Raw genomic sequence first — 15,756 nt, 5'->3', positions numbered from 1 at the left:
CTAAAATATTTTTAATGAAAACTCATTTTCTTGTTTTCCATCTCGCAACATGATTTCTTTTGCTGCGTTTTTTACGTCTTTATGTTCATAAAGCACTTCGTAAATCGTTTGAGTGATGGGCATCTCTACACCCATGATTTGGGCAAGCTCTTTTGCGGCTTGTGTGGTATTGACTCCTTCAACGACCATGCCCATATCTTCGAGAACCGATGGCAAGTCTTTCCCTTGACCTAACAAATTTCCAGCACGCCAATTTCTCGAATGAACACTAGTGCAAGTAACAATCAAGTCGCCTACACCACTTAGACCAATAAAAGTCAATGGATTAGCTCCCATCGCTACACCCAGTCGGCTGATCTCTGCCAAACCTCTTGTCATGATCGCAGCCTTAGCATCATCACCAAACCCCAGCCCATGGATCGCACCAGCACCGATCGCAATGATGTTCTTCAATGCCGCACCCATCTCGACCCCGATGACATCAGGGTTTGTATAGATCCGGAAATAATGATTCATAAAGAGTTCTTGGACGAATTTTGCCGCCTGTTGATCCGTACTAGCAGCGGTGATCGTTGTGATATCATGGTTTGCCACTTCTTCTGCATGACTTGGCCCAGATAAGACTGTCACAGCCTGTCTTTTTTCAACTGGCACTTCTTCCAAAATGATCTCAGAAATCCGTTTATGGGTGTGTTGTTCTAGTCCCTTACTTGCATGGATGATTATCGGTCTAGTCGTTAATTTATCTGCCAGTTCTTGGGCTACCGAGCGGATTGCTTTGGTTGGAATAACAAATAGGACAGCATCAACATCAGCAACTGCTTTTTCCATGTCTGTGAACGCATGGATCGTTTCAGCCATTTTAAGGTCTGGCAAATAACGGTGATTTGTATGTTGCTGGTTGATTTCATTCGCCTGTTCTTCACGATGTCCCCAAAGACGAACATCGTGTCCATTTTCTGCAAGTACTTGTGCCAAGGCTGTTCCCCAAGAGCCAGAACCTAAGACCGCCACTCTATATTTCATTTTACCACTCCTGAAAATTTTTTCATTTTATTCGCTCACAAATCAGATCAAAAACTGGTCTTTTCCTAATGAACGATCATAATCAGGAAGATTTTCTTTCTTTCTCCGCCAAGTAAATAGAATGATCGTACCGATGAATAACACGGCTGATAGTAATTGAGAAATACGGATCACTCCAAGGAAGTACAAGCTATCTGTTCGTAATCCTTCGATAAAAAATCGACCAAAGCTATACCACATCAAATAGACGAGCAACACTTCCCCTTTTTTCAGAAGATGTTTTTTGTTTCTTAAAATCAACAACAAAACAAAACCGATCAAGCTCCACATCGATTCATATAAAAAAGTCGGCTGACGGTAAATTCCTTCAATATACATGTTATCAATAATAAATTGTGGAATATGCAAGCTTTCTAAAAAAGCTCTTGTTGTGTTCGGTCCATAAGCCTCGTGGTTCATGAAGTTTCCCCATCGTCCAATTGCTTGAGCGAGTAAAACACTTGGTGCTGCAATATCTAAAAATGTCCACATAGAAATAAAATGATATTTTGTAAAAAAGTATAAAGTGATCGCCCCAGCAATCAAGCCACCATAAATCGCTAATCCGCCTGAACGGATATTGAATATTTGGATCGGATCAGCAAGGTATTGAGGAAGATCAAATAAGATATAGTACAAACGTGCACCAATAATCGATAAGGGTAATCCCCATAACATAAAATCAGTCACATCATCAGCTTTCAGCCCTACTCGAACTGCTTCACGGCTGCTAAGCCACATGGCAATGATGATCCCTGAAATAATGATCAGTGCATACCAATAGATAGGTATCCCTAGAAAATCAAAAGCCACTCTGTTTATTTGTGCCAACATGTTTCCACTCCTTGCTACTGTCCACCAGAATTTTCTTCGATCAAGCGGCTCAATCTTTCTTCAAACGTCTTCGTTGCGTCAAATCCCATTGTTTTTGCACGGAAATTCATAGCAGCTACTTCAATGATGATCGCTACATTTCGCCCAGTTTTCACAGGGATCTTGATTTGTGGAATCCCCACTTCAGCGATTTCTACTGAAGTATCTTCTGATCCTAAACGATCATATTTTTTATCTTTTGCCCATGCTTCTAAATAAACCGCTAATTGGACTTGCATCGATCCACGTACAGCACTGGCGCCAAATAGATTCATGACATCGATGATCCCGATTCCTCGGATCTCAATCAGATGTTCCAAAATTTTTGGTGGTTCCCCGATCACAGTCAATTCATCTTGCTGGTAGACATCCACTCGATCATCTGCGATCAAACGATGTCCCCGTTTGATCAATTCTAACGCTGTTTCACTTTTACCGATTCCGCTATCCCCTTGGATCAATACGCCTAAACCATAAACATCGACTAGTACACCATGGACACTCGTCCGAGGCGCTAACCTTCCGTCTAAGTAGCTGGATAATTCTCCAAGTAGACGGGATGTCGAGATTGGTGAACGTAATACTGCCATCCCATGTTCATTCGCTGCTTGGATCATTTCTTCGGATGCTGGTAAACCTCTTGAAATAATAAATGCCGGCATATCCTCACTGCACAGCCGTCTCATGATCATCAATCTTTCTTCAGGCATCATTCGTTCAGCAAACGTGATTTCTTTACTGCCGAACAACTGTAGGCGATCATGTGAATAATAATTAAAATAACCGGTTAATTCTAAGCCTGGTCTTGAAATATCGCCAGTTACGATAACACGCTCCAAACTCTTCTCGTCACCAGTTACGATTTCTAATGATAATTTTTCTACCAATTGGCTTACTTTTACAACTTCTGCCATTCGTGTTACCTCATTTCTATTAGAGTGTTCCCCTTCATTTTATCATTGTATAGCAAAAAGTACTACCAAATAAAAAAAACGTTTTATTTTACGATCGGTTCGCACTTTTTGAATGAAAAAAGCAAAAAAAATCGACACGAACGGGGGGAATCAGTTCATGTCGACTCTTTAGCCTGGCACTTAACGGCCTTATTTTCTACTATTATGTTCACTAACGATCACATTGACGAGTACCATCAAGATAGCGACAAACAGTGCCGCTCCGAATGAAGCGAACCCGAAATTGCTCGCTCCTATAAAGAAAGAGGTCAATTTCAAAATTGCTGCATTGATGACGAATGTAAACAAGCCAAGAGTTATCAGCGTAAACGGCAATGATAATATCGTTAAGATCGGTTTAACGAACATATTCAATAGTGATAACACAAAACTTGCCAAAACTGCAGTCCAAATACTATTTACATAGACTATATTTGGAAAAAGAACTGCTAATGAGATAAAAGTCAGCGAATTGACGATGATCCGTTGAAGGTACGACATTAAAAGTCACTCCATTCATCGTCATCGATTTTTTCCGCCTCTTTACGTTTTTTTGTTTGTTCACGATAGTTGTTGTTTTCATAATATTGGTTATCATGTCCATAACTTGTACGTTTTTTTCGTGCTGATGGAATGATCAGTGCCAATAGGATATATAAAATAATCGGACTGCCAAAAGCAACCAAACTCAAGATCACATAGATCACTCGAACAACTGTAGGGTCGATTCCGAGATATTCTGCAATCCCAGCTAATGTACCTGTTAAGACGATATTATTATTTGACTTTGTCAACTTTTTTTTCATTTTTGATTCACCTCTGTCCTACCATTGTAATTGAAGAAAAAGGTTGTGACAATAGTACCTTTTTCACTATTTTTTTAACTACTGTTCACAGCATGACAATTATAAGAATCCTGCTGTGAACAGCTTGCTTACATTTCTGCGTCTTTGAGATAGATGCTGCCTGTTGTTGTTGTTAATTGAACTGTAGCTACACCATCTTCTGATAAACGGCGGAATTGTAGCATTTGGTTTGTCCGTTCTTTTTTCTCACGGACTACTTCATAATCGGATAACCGACTATTGATACTTCCTAAACTAGTTTTCGCATTTCCTTCTAATCCGATCGTACTTGGTAATGCTAGTTTGACATTTCCATTCACAGAGCTTGCCTCGATTTTTTTCAAACGATCCTCTTTGATCGTTAACCGCACATCTCCATTGACTAAAGAAACAGATAGATTTTCAGGTGTAGCTCCAACCGTAACAGTGCCGTTCACTGTTTCAATGATAGAATCTAAAATCGCACCATCACGTATATCGATATTTCCATTTACACCTTCTACTTCAAGCATGGTAGCTGTAAGATGGTTGACTGTGATATTTCCATTTGTTGATTTCGTATAGATATCTTTGCCTTCTAACTCATCAATCGTGATATTTCCATTCAACAATTTGATTGCTGTATGGTCATATACTCTTTTCGGAAGGTAAAAGACGAGATCTGCACGAACACGTTTATTTGGGATCTGGAATGAAAGATGGTCATCATTCACTTCGATCTGGCTACGTTCTAAAAATGCTTCAAATGGTTCTGCATTCATTTTTCCATATAATTTGATTTTCGTCTCAACTTTAACATCTTCGCTATCCCATGTCTTCAATACCACATTCCCATTGGCTACTTTGATATCGATGATGCTTGCTTCTGGAGCTTCATAATAAAATTCATGTTCAAATTTCGTCGTAGCAATGCCTGGTACACGAAGATTGACATCTTTCCATTCCATATTGTCATTGACAGTTTCAGAAACAGATTGGAAAGTCTTACGCAAGAATTTACCTAGATGCGTTCCTGCTTCAGACATTTTTTCGCCTACTTGGTTCAGTGTATCAGTGGCCTGTTCTTTCCAATCATCAGGAATCTCAAATTTTTCTGAGAATGTTTCTTTTTTTTCTGACCACTGGTTTTTACGGATGTCTTTTAGTTCTGCTTCTAATTTTATACGTTCTTCTGTTAAAATATCTCCTGCAGCTTCTAATTCTTTGATTTCATCTTCTAACGTTTTTCGTTGTGTTAATTCTTCCTCAGAAAGCTGATCTAATTCTTCTTTTGTATTTAGCTGCATCAATGTTTCCTGTTTTTCATTACGTACAGCTTTGTTTTCAGCCAATTTCTCATTGACTTCATCCAAATGAGCAGAAGTCTTATTCGCTTCAGTGGCTAGTTCATCTAAGATTTTTTCTAGATTTTCTTGGTCTTCTTTTTCTTTTTGTTTTGGATCGATTTCTGGCTGTTCTTCTGTTACACCATTTTCTAATTCATCAATCACTTGATTTTTTTCTTTATGACTGGCAGTTACTCTATCCGCTTCTTTTGCAATTTGTTTTTCGTCTTTTTCAGTTGCCATACTCTCTAATAGGTCCAGTCCTTCTTCAGTTGAAAGGACTCCTTTTTTAACTAGATCTAAAATACGTTCTCTTTCTTTCATGGAAATTGCCTCCTTAAGCAAAAATGGTTTGCAAGCTTTTCCTTACATACATATTATGCACCGAATGCGTTAAAAAGTCATAGGACTTAAGTTGTAACTTTTTCTCCATCTCTAGTTGCTATTGGTTTTATGAAGAATAAGGTGGGAAGTTTATTGCGCATTTCCACTTGATTTGATTCAATCCCATCGGTCCATATTCTTATGCTATATATTATCTAAAAAAAGATGAAAGACCACAAAAATCCGGATTTGGATTTTATGGCTTTCATCTTTTTTGATTCATTTTTAAAAAATCTCATTGTGGTTCGTATTCAATTCTGTGATTTTTCCAGTAGCCAAGTAGACGATCCATTCACAGATATTCGTAACATAATCACCGATACGTTCTAAGTAGCTAGCAACATTTAAATAATCGGTTCCGCTGATGACTGTTTCAGGGTTTGCTTGCATATTTTTTATTGTAGCATTATAAATACGGTTGAAGTAATCATTGACGCGCTGATCCATATTTGCGATCGTACGTGCATCTTTTTCGTCTGTTTTCACGTAAGCGACTAACACATTGTCCACCATTTTTTTTACGTAATCTGACATATCTGAAATTTCTTTCTCAATGTCTGGAATCCTCGTTTGTCCCTTCACACGGATCGTAGACTTGGCAACAGATACAGCGTGATCGGCCATCCGCTCTAAATCAGAACTAGCCTTCATCACAGTAATGATCATCCGCAAGTCCGTAGTAACCGGTTGTTGTAAAGCAATCATCTCAAAACTTTTTTTCTCTAGACGTGTTTCCATATCATTGATTTTGATATCATTTTCAATGACTTCTTGCGCAAGTGCTTTATCGTGTTTGATATAAGAACGAACGGATTTATGCACTGCACTACTTACCATCATCCCCATCTCATAAAATTGATTATGAAGATTCAGTAATTCTTCTTCAAATTGTGTCCGTAACATTTCATTTCCTCCCTATCCAAATCTTCCTGAGATATAGTCTTCTGTTTCTTTTTTTTCTGGATTCATGAAAATCTTTTTCGTGTCATTGAATTCGATCAAATGTCCATCTAAGAAAAAGGCTGTTTTATCCGAAATACGTGAAGCTTGAGACATATTATGCGTAACTATAATCATAGTATATCTTTCTTTTAATTCCAAGAGCATACTTTCGATTTTCCCAGTCGATACTGGATCTAGCGCACTTGTTGGTTCATCAAGCAAGATGATTTCTGGATTGACTGCTAATACTCGGGCGATACAAACCCGTTGTTGTTGCCCACCTGATAAAGATAACGCACTTTTATGCAATTTGTCTTTGACATCTTCCCACACTGATGCAGCTTTTAAACTTTCTTCGACTACTTGGTCGAGAACTTTTTTGTCTTTTTCACCTTTTAACTTTAATCCATAGATCACATTTTCATAGATTGAGAATGGAAACGGATTTGGTTGTTGGAATACCATGCCGATTTCTTTTCGCAATTCAACGATATCTGTCTTTGGTCCATAGATATCTTTTCCTTTATAAAGAACACTACCGGTGATCGTAACACCTGGAATCAGGTCATTCATTCGGTTCAATGAACGCAGATAAGTTGATTTCCCACAACCGGAAGGACCGATCATTGCTGTGATCTCACCTTGATTGAAACTTAAATCGATCCCCTTCAATGCTTCTTTTTTTCCATAATATAAGTGAAGATCTTTTGATGAAATTATTTCTTTTGCCATAACAAGTCCTCCGTCTTAACCAAAGTGACCGGACACATAATCTTCGGTTGCCTGAATTTTTGGTCTGGTAAATATCTTGTTCGTCTTATCGTATTCGATTGCTTTTCCTAGATAGAAGAAAGCAGTATAATCACTGATACGTGCAGCTTGTTGCATATTATGCGTCACGATGATGATCGTGTAGTCTTCTTTTAAGTTAACTAATGTTTCTTCTACTGTTCCTGTAGAAATCGGATCTAATGCACTTGCTGGCTCATCTAACAACAGAATATCTGGTTTCATTGCGATCGCACGGGCGATACATAATCGTTGTTGTTGTCCTCCAGATAGAGCAAGAGCACTTTTATCCAAGCTATCTTTCACTTGATCCCATAGAGCAGCCTGTTTCAAGCTAGTTTCTACGATCTCATCTAATTTCTTTTTGTTTTTTTCACCATGTTGTTTCAGTGCAAACGTGATATTTTCATAAATAGATTTACTAAACGGATTCGGTCGCTGAAAAACCATCCCGATACGTTTACGCATTTCATATACATCGATTTGCGGTGCATTGATATCCACATCTTTATACATGATCTTTCCAGTAACTTTCGTATTCGCGATCCCGTCGTTCATCCGATTCAATGAACGTAAGTAAGTTGATTTTCCGCATCCAGATGGTCCAATCAATGCAGTGATCTTATTTTTCTCAAAAGCTAAGTCTACCCCTTTGATTGCTTCGTTATCGCCATACCAAACATGAAGATCATCCGTATACAAAGCGACTTCTTTTTCTTGTCCCATTGTGATGATATTTGTTTCATTCCAATTATATTCTTTCATCTTACTTCTTCTCCTTAAGCTGAAGTCATTTTACGGTATAAACGTTTGCCGATCGCACGTGCAGCAAAGTTGAACAATAATACAGCGATGATCAAAACTGCTGATGCCCCTGCTGACACAGCAACACCATCTGGCATCGTTCCTTCTGTATTGATTTTCCAAATGTGAACAGCTAATGTTTCAGCTTGACGGAAAATGCTGATCGGACTGGAAACACTTAATGGATTCCAGTTCGAAAAATCAAGTGCAGGTGCACTTTGTCCAGCTGTATAGATCAATGCAGCTGCTTCTCCAAAGATTCTTCCTGAACTTAAGATGACACCTGTCAATATCCCAGGTGTTGCTTCCGGTACCACGACTCGGATAACTGTTTCCCAACGAGATAGGCCTAATGCTAATCCTGCTTCTCTTTGTGTGTAATGAACAGCTTGTAATGATTCTTCGACTGTTCTTGTCAGCAAAGGTAGATTGAATACTGTTAATGCCAGTGCTCCAGAGATGATCGAAAAGCCATATTGGAATTGAATAACAAATACTAAAAATCCAAATAGACCGACAACTACTGATGGTAAAGAACTTAGAATTTCGATCGAAGTGCGGATGATATCTGTCACCCAATTTTTTCCAGCGTATTCAGAAAGATAAATACCTGCTCCTAATGAGAGCGGGAAACTGATGATCATTGTGATGATAAGTAAGTAAATCGAGTTAAATAACTGGATACCGATCCCACCGCCTGCTTGGTAAGCTTTAGATGGTTCAGTCAGAAAGGCCCAAGAAATATGAGGAACCCCTCGAACGAGAATATATAAGAGTAAAGCCGCTAAGATCAACACGATGATCCCTGAAATCACGTAGAGGATGCCTGTGGCGATTTTGTCAGAGCGTTTTGCGTTCATTATTTCAGTGCCCCTTTCTTACCGATCATTCGAATCACGATATTAAAGAATAATGACATCAATAGCAAGATCAATGCCAATGACCATAAAACATTGTTCTCAGTCGTTCCCATGATCGTATTACCGATTCCCATTGTTAAAATAGAAGTCAATGTTGAAGCTGGTGTCGTCAATCCTGTCGGCATCAACGCAGCGTTACCGATGACCATTTGAATTGCTAATGCTTCACCAAATGCACGAGCCATACCAAAAACGATGGCAGTCAATATTCCAGGTATAGCGGCACGTAAAACTACTTTATAGATCGTTTGCCATCTTGTCGCTCCCAACGCTAAAGATGCTTCACGATAATGTCTTGGTACTGCCTTTAGCGCATCGACCGTCATTGTCGTTACTGTTGGTAAGATCATGACGAAAAGGACAAATGTCCCTGCTAGGATACCAAATCCTGTTCCACCAAAAATACTACGGATGAACGGAACAACGACAGATAAACCGATGAACCCATAAACAACAGATGGAATACCGACCAATAGCTCAATGACCGGTTGCAGAATTTTCGTTCCATTCTTTGGAGAGATCTCCGTCATAAATACTGCTGCACCGATTGCAAAAGGAGTAGCGATGATCGCTGATAGGAATGTGACGATGAACGAACCTGCGATCATCGGCAATGCGCCTACCATCGGTTTTCCATTTGCCCCTACTTGTCCTGGATTCCAGTTTGTGCCAAACAAGAAATCAAACACATTGATTTTATCGACAAAAAAGGTTGCTAAACCTTTACTGGCAACAAAATAAAAAATTGCTAACACTACGACAACGATCAGCGCGATACAGAGAAAACTGATAAATTTGCCGCGTTGTTCCATTTTTGAACGTTTGGATTTTGTTAATAATGCTTTTTTCACATCTTCCACAGATGATTCCCCCCTAATCAGGTCTAACATACTTATTCAGTGTACAAAGTGAACATCAATTTGAGTTTAATAACATGTAAAATTTATGCTAAGTTTGTAAATTTTGTGTAAAGGCAGTTATTTTACAATGTTTCCTTCCCAATCTCGCTCCACTTCCATCTTTGAAACAGGGATATAACCTAATGCTCCAACAATATTATTCTGTACATCGTCAGAAAGAATGTATTCTAGAAATTCTTTTGTTAACTCTTTTGGCTGGCTCTTTGTATACATATGTTCATACGCCCAAATCGTCCATTTATTCGTTGTGACGTTCTCATCTTTAGGTGCGACACCGTCAATACTCAGTGTTGCTACATCATCTGTTACATACGAGAATGCGACATAGCTGATTGCTCCCGGCGTATCTGCCACGATCTGCCGTACCATCCCGCTTGAGTCTTGTTCCTGTGCGCGGATAGCTGTTTCACCATCTAATACCCATTTCTCAAAGGTACTGCGTGTACCGCTTCCAGAAGCGCGATTTAAAATAACCACTGGTTGATCTTTTCCACCAACTTCTTTCCAATTCGTGATCTCGCCGGTAAATATTTTTCTTAAATTCTCCATAGAAATGTCTTTGACACCGACACCTTTGTTCACAATCGGTGTTATTCCCACGACAGCTACACGATGATCCACTAAAGCAGAAGCATCGATCCCTGATTTTTCTTCTGCAAACAAATCTGAATTCCCGATATCAACTGCGCCTGATTGGACTTGTGACAAGCCTGTACCGCTTCCTCCCCCTTGTACATTGATGAATTTTCCGGGGTTTTCTGTTTGATAACTTTCTGCTACCGTTTCAACTAAAGGTTGTAGTGCAGATGAACCGACAGCGGTGATCGACTCGCCACGATCAATCCATTTGGAACAACCAGATAAAAGAATCGTTAATCCTATTATGGGTAAGAGTAATTTTGATTTTTTCATTAGAAATCTCCTTCAATCCTAAATTAAGTTCATTTTAACATTTTAGCGAATAATTGAAAACGAATCGAATTCATTAAATAACAAAAAACAATTATATAAATAAAAAAAATACTATCTCATTGAGTGTTTCTATGCTATACTGGCTTTGAAATGTGTCTCTTTAAAAAGCATATATTGATTTATTTCTTGCTTTCCCCAAAAAACAAGAGATACCCCAAAGTCAATCCGCTCATGCGAGACGCTTTCTCCATTTCTGACAGACTACAGAAATGGCCCCGACAAAAAAGGACATAAGACAACGTCCCTGACGTGCGTTTTATGTCCTTTTTGAATTGATCCTTATTATAGTAATGGCGAGATCAAGCGTGCTAATCCCTCTTTGAATTTAATGATCGTTCCACGTTGTTCATATTTTTCTTTCGTTAATGGTTGCGAGACTTTTGAATCATCAAAAAAGGCTTTTCGCACTTGTGAAGCCATCCGTTCATCATAGATCAAAGCATTTACTTCGAAGTCGAGTCTAAACGATCGAACATCGATATTCGCTGATCCAACTGAAACGACCCCATTATCAATGATCATTGTTTTCGCATGGATAAATCCATTTTCATATGTTTCGATCACCGCACCGTATTCAAGTAATTCCGCCGCAAAAGAGTATGTCGCCCAATAAACAAGAAGATGATCTGGTTTATTAGGAATTTGCATATGGACCTTCACACCTGAAAGCAAAGCCAATTTTAAGGCTTCATGAATTGATTCATCCGGTATGTAGTACGGTGTCTGTATCAATATCTCTTTTTTGGCTAAAGAAATCATCTTTAGATAGGTCATCTTGATTTGTTCATGCTCCGTATCTGGGCCGCTCGTTACAATTTGTAGTGCCATATCTCCACTCGGTTTTATTTGTGGAAAGAACTTTGGATCATAACTGACTTCTTTCGTATGTTGTGAATTCCAATCCATCAAAAAGCGGTTTTGTAACGCATATACAGCTTCACCATGAATCCGTAAATGGTTGTCGCGCCAGTAACCAAATTTTTGCACTTGTCCCAAGTATTCATTTCCCATATTGAATCCGCCAGTGTATCCAATCTTCCCATCGATCACAACAATTTTACGATGATTTCGATAGTTGATCCGTGGATTGATATAAGGTACAAATAATGGAAAAAAGAAAGCGACTTCACCGTCAGCTGCTTTCAAGCCATCAAAAAAACTTGCCGTTACTTGCGTTGATCCCCATGCATCTAAAAGGACCCTTACTTTAACGCCTCGCTTTGCCGCATCAATCAATGCGTCTCGAACCTCAACTCCCAGTTTGTCGCTTCGATAGATATAGTATTGTAAATGGATATGATCTGTTGCCAATTTGATATCTTCCAGCAACGCATCAAACTTCTCTCGTCCATCCGTAAACAAAGTAACTTTATTTCTTGTCGTATACAATGTACTCTCAAAAACAGTCAACATGTAGATCAACTGCTTTACATCTACCAGTCCTGTTGGCGGGTGAGGATACAATCCCCGCATCAATGCTTGTTTATCTTCCTCGATCTCAAGGTTTTTCCCGATCTTACCCTGTATTTTCAAATCGAAAATCTTGTCTTTAGAAATCCCTCTTCCTAAGAAAATATACAAAATAAAGCCAACGATCGGAATAAACATCAACACTAACAACCATGCCCATGTTTGAGCTGTTTCTTTTCTCTCACGAAATACGATAACAAAGGATAATAAAATATTTAGAATCAAGATAAAGGTAAAAAAATTATCAACAATCAATCCCATAGTTTCACCTCTTTACTTTTTCAACTACTTAAGAATAACTAAGTTGTTTTTTAAAGTAAAGCGAAAGTATAAAAATGATAGAAAACAAAGAAGCAAAACAGGAAGAACAACCCCCACCTAGTGGGATGAAGAATTTTCTCTTATTTTATCTGTACACCCTTTTTGACCTGAATCGACTAAGTTGATTCCATTGAAAAAGCATCTCTTATTGAATTCATTATAACGTGAATTTAACAAGAGATGCTTTTTTTGTTTTAGATTATTGGGTCACTTTCTAGATTCTATTTTGTGTATATTGGATTGACTTTAATCGCTCCTTGCTAAATGAGGGGGCAAACAAAAAGTCTTTTAGAATTTCAAGAAACGTCTCATTGAAATAATTGAACCTAATGAACCGATGATCACACCGATACCAACCATCAATAGATTGATTTTCCATACAATATCTTGAGGATGGATCATTGAATAATGTGAACGTAAAAGTGTTGGGTTCAGTGCTTGGAATGCTTGATCATAACCAAATGTGATGATCAATACAGGAATGATTGCACCAATCAAACCGATCCAGCCACCTTCTAAGAAGAATGGCCAGCGAATATAACCGTTTTTAGCACCAACCAGTCGCATGATTTGGATTTCTCTTTGACGTGAAAGGATGGTGATTCGGATCGTATTGGAGATCAAGAACATAGCAATGAATAATAACAACGCAGCAGCAGCTAATCCCCAAGTACGAACAGCGCTAGCAATCTTAAGTATCCGATCGGAAGAGGTTCCACCATAATCTGCTCGCGAAACATTTGCTAGCTTAGCAGCAGCTTCTGATACCTCTTTGGTATAGGATGGATCAGTAGTACTAACAACATATACGTCATATAAAGGATTGTTGTCTCCTTCAAAAAGACTCCATGAGTCACCCATCGCATTTTGGATTTTTTTCAGTTCTTGTGCTTTACTTGAAAATGTCACATTTTTTACGTGATCGATTTCTTTTAACTCACTTTCGAGTTTTTTCATATCTTTCTCATTTGTACCAATATCGATGAAAACTGAAACTTCTACATTTCCTTCGATGTCTTCAGCAATTTTGGTTGCATTCATGATGACTGCCATAAATAAACCAACTAAAGTTAATGTGATCGTTACAGCACTGACTGAAGCAACTGTCATCCAGCCATTACGCTTCAAACTTTTGATACTTTCTAATATGTGACGGAAAAAGGTTCTAATCATCGTATCCATATTCCCCTTCCGCTTGGTCACGAATGATCCGACCATTTTCAATGGCGATTACCCGGTGACGAATTGTATTAACGATCGTACTGTTATGGGTTGCCATAACGACCGTCGTTCCTTGAGCATTGATCCGATCCAGTAATTTCATGATTTCCCATGAGTTTTCGGGATCCAAATTTCCAGTAGGTTCATCTGCAATCAGTACTTTAGGCGTATTGACAATTGCTCGAGCAATCGAAACCCGTTGCTGTTCCCCACCAGATAGTTCACTTGGAAATACACGGACCTTGTGTTTCAATCCCACTAAATCTAATACTTCCATAACACGTTTTTTGATATCTCGAGGCTTACGTCCGATAACTTGCATCGCATAAGCAACATTTTCATATACTGTTTTTCTTGGGAGTAACTTATAATCTTGGAATACTACGCCGATCTCTCTGCGCAGATAAGGAACCTCACGATTTTTGATTTCTAACAAATCATGTCCAGCAACATTTAGTGTTCCTTTTGTAGCTTTTTCTTCTCGATACATCAATTTGATGAATGTAGATTTACCAGCCCCTGATGGACCAACTACATAGACGAATTCTCCCTGATCGATAACAACCGAAAGATTTCGGATTGCAGTCGTACCATTTGAGTACTTCTTCATTACATCCTTCATTTCAATCATGGCGTTCTCTCCATATCTTTTTCAGTCTTTTACCATTATAGCATGGTAATGTTTCATCTTGCTTTCAAAATCTTACAATTTTATGTCATTTATCTTCAACTAATCAAAGATGCATCTTTAAATAACCATCGATAAAGAGATCCAGGTCACCATCCATTACCGCTTGGACATTCCCAGTTTCAACATTCGTACGATGATCCTTGACCATTGAATATGGATGAAAAACATAAGAACGTATCTGTGATCCCCAGCCAATTTCTTTTTGTTCTCCTCGCAAAGCGGCAGCTTCTTGTTCTTTCTTTTCCACTTCAAGTTGGTAAAGTTTCGCTTTCAGCATGCCCATTGCTTGTTCTCTATTCTTCAATTGTGACCGTTGTGCTTGACTGGCAACTACCGTACCTGTAGGAAGATGGGTGATCCGTACAGCTGATTCTGTTTTATTGATATGCTGTCCACCCGCACCACTTGCTCGATACGTGTCGATTTTCAAATCATCGGGATTGATTGCAACATCGATCGTTTCGTCTAATTCTGGCATGACATCTACTGAACAAAAGGACGTGTGACGACGCTTCGCCGAATCAAATGGCGAGATCCGTACAAGTCGATGCACACCCTTTTCTGATTTTAGATATCCGTAAGCATTATGGCCTTTGATCAGCAAGGCGACACTTTTGATCCCTGCTTCATCTCCTGCTTGATAATCAAGAGTTTCCACCTGATAGCCATGCTGTTCCGACCATCTAGTATACATACGTAAGAGCATGCTTCCCCAGTCTTGCGATTCTGTACCACCTGCCCCTGGATGCAACTCGATAATTGCGTTATTCCGATCATACGGTCCATCTAACAGCATCGCTAATTCATAGGTTTTCATTTTTTCATCTAATGTTTGCAGTCTTTCTTCTGCTTCTTGCTGCATTTGTGCATCTGGTTCTTCTTGCAGCATCTCCACCATCAACTCTAATTCTTCCAATTCTTCTGCTAATGCGTTGAATTGGTCATAGGTTTCTTTGTTCGCGTTATTTTCGTTGATTACTTTCTGAGCGGCTTCACTATCATCCCAGAATCCAGGTTCCGCCATTTTAGCTTCTGCTTCAGCGATATCTTCTTCTAATTGGTCTAAGTCAAAGAGACCTCCTGAAACTTGTGACCTTTTCTCGCATTTCAGATAATAGGTTGCGAATCTCTGAAATTTCCATATTTATCCCTCTTTCTTTTGACTACAATTTATTTTAAGTATCTTTAGTTTACCAGAATCGTTTCTTAACAGAAAGAAGGTGAGTCAATTCTTAATCAAAAAGAACCGATCTCACCAACT

The 15,756-nt window shown here is 38.8% G+C and carries 16 protein-coding genes; all 16 read right to left on the bottom strand.

All coding sequences use genetic code 11. From position 1 onward, the window contains the following. Positions 1-1,026 carry an NAD(P)H-dependent glycerol-3-phosphate dehydrogenase gene (locus DVW83_RS00990; protein WP_104661258.1) on the bottom strand — a complete coding sequence of 342 codons (1,026 nt, stop codon included), beginning with the start codon at positions 1,024-1,026 and terminating at the stop codon, positions 1-3. Between the two features lie 42 nt (positions 1,027-1,068). Next, positions 1,069-1,899 (bottom strand): prolipoprotein diacylglyceryl transferase, encoded by an 831-nt coding sequence (lgt, locus tag DVW83_RS00985; protein ID WP_104661259.1) that lies wholly within the window; start codon positions 1,897-1,899, stop codon positions 1,069-1,071. Between the two features lie 14 nt (positions 1,900-1,913). After that, complete coding sequence (gene hprK / locus DVW83_RS00980; RefSeq protein WP_016177420.1) at positions 1,914-2,852, bottom strand: HPr(Ser) kinase/phosphatase; 939 nt, start codon at positions 2,850-2,852, stop codon at positions 1,914-1,916. Positions 2,853-3,041: 189 nt separating this feature from the next. Further along, positions 3,042-3,392 (bottom strand): phage holin family protein, encoded by a 351-nt coding sequence (locus DVW83_RS00975; protein WP_137238909.1) that lies wholly within the window; start codon positions 3,390-3,392, stop codon positions 3,042-3,044. Next, complete coding sequence (locus DVW83_RS00970; protein WP_104661261.1) at positions 3,392-3,697, bottom strand: PspC domain-containing protein; 306 nt, start codon at positions 3,695-3,697, stop codon at positions 3,392-3,394. The genes DVW83_RS00975 and DVW83_RS00970 overlap by 1 nt, the downstream gene beginning before the upstream one ends. 128 nt (positions 3,698-3,825) lie before the next feature. After that, positions 3,826-5,385: a daptomycin-sensing surface protein LiaX gene (gene liaX / locus DVW83_RS00965; RefSeq protein WP_137238906.1), complete on the bottom strand. Its 1,560-nt coding sequence runs from the start codon at positions 5,383-5,385 to the stop codon at positions 3,826-3,828. 285 nt (positions 5,386-5,670) lie between these two features. Further along, a complete protein-coding gene (gene phoU / locus DVW83_RS00960) occupies positions 5,671-6,348 on the bottom strand; it encodes a phosphate signaling complex protein PhoU (protein ID WP_005880407.1) in 678 nt (225 codons plus the stop codon). A 12-nt stretch (positions 6,349-6,360) separates the two neighbouring features. Beyond that, entirely contained in the window at positions 6,361-7,119 is a 759-nt protein-coding gene (gene pstB, locus DVW83_RS00955; RefSeq protein ID WP_104661264.1) for a phosphate ABC transporter ATP-binding protein PstB, read from the bottom strand. 15 nt (positions 7,120-7,134) lie between these two features. After that, on the bottom strand, positions 7,135-7,941 hold the full coding sequence (gene pstB, locus DVW83_RS00950) for a phosphate ABC transporter ATP-binding protein PstB (RefSeq protein WP_016177416.1): 807 nt from the start codon (positions 7,939-7,941) through the stop codon (positions 7,135-7,137). A gap of 14 nt (positions 7,942-7,955) precedes the next feature. Beyond that, positions 7,956-8,840 (bottom strand): phosphate ABC transporter permease PstA, encoded by an 885-nt coding sequence (gene pstA / locus DVW83_RS00945; protein ID WP_104661265.1) that lies wholly within the window; start codon positions 8,838-8,840, stop codon positions 7,956-7,958. Continuing rightward, complete coding sequence (gene pstC, locus DVW83_RS00940; RefSeq protein WP_016177414.1) at positions 8,840-9,760, bottom strand: phosphate ABC transporter permease subunit PstC; 921 nt, start codon at positions 9,758-9,760, stop codon at positions 8,840-8,842. The genes pstA and pstC overlap by 1 nt, the downstream gene beginning before the upstream one ends. A 117-nt stretch (positions 9,761-9,877) precedes the next feature. Next, positions 9,878-10,732: a phosphate ABC transporter substrate-binding protein PstS gene (locus tag DVW83_RS00935; protein ID WP_104661266.1), complete on the bottom strand. Its 855-nt coding sequence runs from the start codon at positions 10,730-10,732 to the stop codon at positions 9,878-9,880. 342 nt (positions 10,733-11,074) lie between these two features. Continuing rightward, complete coding sequence (gene cls, locus DVW83_RS00930; RefSeq protein WP_137238904.1) at positions 11,075-12,523, bottom strand: cardiolipin synthase; 1,449 nt, start codon at positions 12,521-12,523, stop codon at positions 11,075-11,077. Positions 12,524-12,871: 348 nt separating this feature from the next. Then, positions 12,872-13,756 carry a permease-like cell division protein FtsX gene (gene ftsX, locus DVW83_RS00925; protein WP_308666479.1) on the bottom strand — a complete coding sequence of 295 codons (885 nt, stop codon included), beginning with the start codon at positions 13,754-13,756 and terminating at the stop codon, positions 12,872-12,874. Further along, entirely contained in the window at positions 13,749-14,435 is a 687-nt protein-coding gene (gene ftsE, locus DVW83_RS00920) for a cell division ATP-binding protein FtsE (RefSeq protein ID WP_005880425.1), read from the bottom strand. Before ftsE ends, ftsX begins: the two co-directional genes overlap by 8 nt. 103 nt (positions 14,436-14,538) lie before the next feature. Then, positions 14,539-15,637, bottom strand: a protein-coding gene (gene prfB, locus DVW83_RS00915) for a peptide chain release factor 2 (protein ID WP_181039333.1) whose coding sequence is annotated in 2 segments (ribosomal slippage) — positions 14,539-15,564 and positions 15,566-15,637 — 1,098 coding nt in all. Because the reading frame shifts where the segments join, the coding sequence is not laid out codon by codon here. Positions 15,638-15,756 lie beyond the last annotated feature (119 nt).

It is taken from the genome of Enterococcus sp. VV15 (genome assembly GCF_005236045.1).
Classification (GTDB): Bacteria; Bacillota; Bacilli; order Lactobacillales; family Enterococcaceae; genus Enterococcus_B; species Enterococcus_B durans.
This window is presented reverse-complemented; position numbering and strand designations above follow the sequence as displayed.

Coding starts and splice junctions, on each gene's coding strand:
- ftsE (WP_005880425.1), bottom strand. CDS start 14,435: ATGATTGAAATGAAGGATGTAATGAAGAAGTACTCAAATGGTACGACT.
- cls (WP_137238904.1), bottom strand. CDS start 12,523: ATGGGATTGATTGTTGATAATTTTTTTACCTTTATCTTGATTCTAAAT.
- pstB (WP_016177416.1), bottom strand. CDS start 7,941: ATGAAAGAATATAATTGGAATGAAACAAATATCATCACAATGGGACAA.
- phoU (WP_005880407.1), bottom strand. CDS start 6,348: ATGTTACGGACACAATTTGAAGAAGAATTACTGAATCTTCATAATCAA.
- ftsX (WP_308666479.1), bottom strand. CDS start 13,756: ATGATTAGAACCTTTTTCCGTCACATATTAGAAAGTATCAAAAGTTTG.
- DVW83_RS00935 (WP_104661266.1), bottom strand. CDS start 10,732: ATGAAAAAATCAAAATTACTCTTACCCATAATAGGATTAACGATTCTT.
- pstA (WP_104661265.1), bottom strand. CDS start 8,840: ATGAACGCAAAACGCTCTGACAAAATCGCCACAGGCATCCTCTACGTG.
- liaX (WP_137238906.1), bottom strand. CDS start 5,385: ATGAAAGAAAGAGAACGTATTTTAGATCTAGTTAAAAAAGGAGTCCTT.
- hprK (WP_016177420.1), bottom strand. CDS start 2,852: ATGGCAGAAGTTGTAAAAGTAAGCCAATTGGTAGAAAAATTATCATTA.
- lgt (WP_104661259.1), bottom strand. CDS start 1,899: ATGTTGGCACAAATAAACAGAGTGGCTTTTGATTTTCTAGGGATACCT.
- DVW83_RS00970 (WP_104661261.1), bottom strand. CDS start 3,697: ATGAAAAAAAAGTTGACAAAGTCAAATAATAATATCGTCTTAACAGGT.
- pstB (WP_104661264.1), bottom strand. CDS start 7,119: ATGGCAAAAGAAATAATTTCATCAAAAGATCTTCACTTATATTATGGA.
- DVW83_RS00975 (WP_137238909.1), bottom strand. CDS start 3,392: ATGTCGTACCTTCAACGGATCATCGTCAATTCGCTGACTTTTATCTCA.
- DVW83_RS00990 (WP_104661258.1), bottom strand. CDS start 1,026: ATGAAATATAGAGTGGCGGTCTTAGGTTCTGGCTCTTGGGGAACAGCC.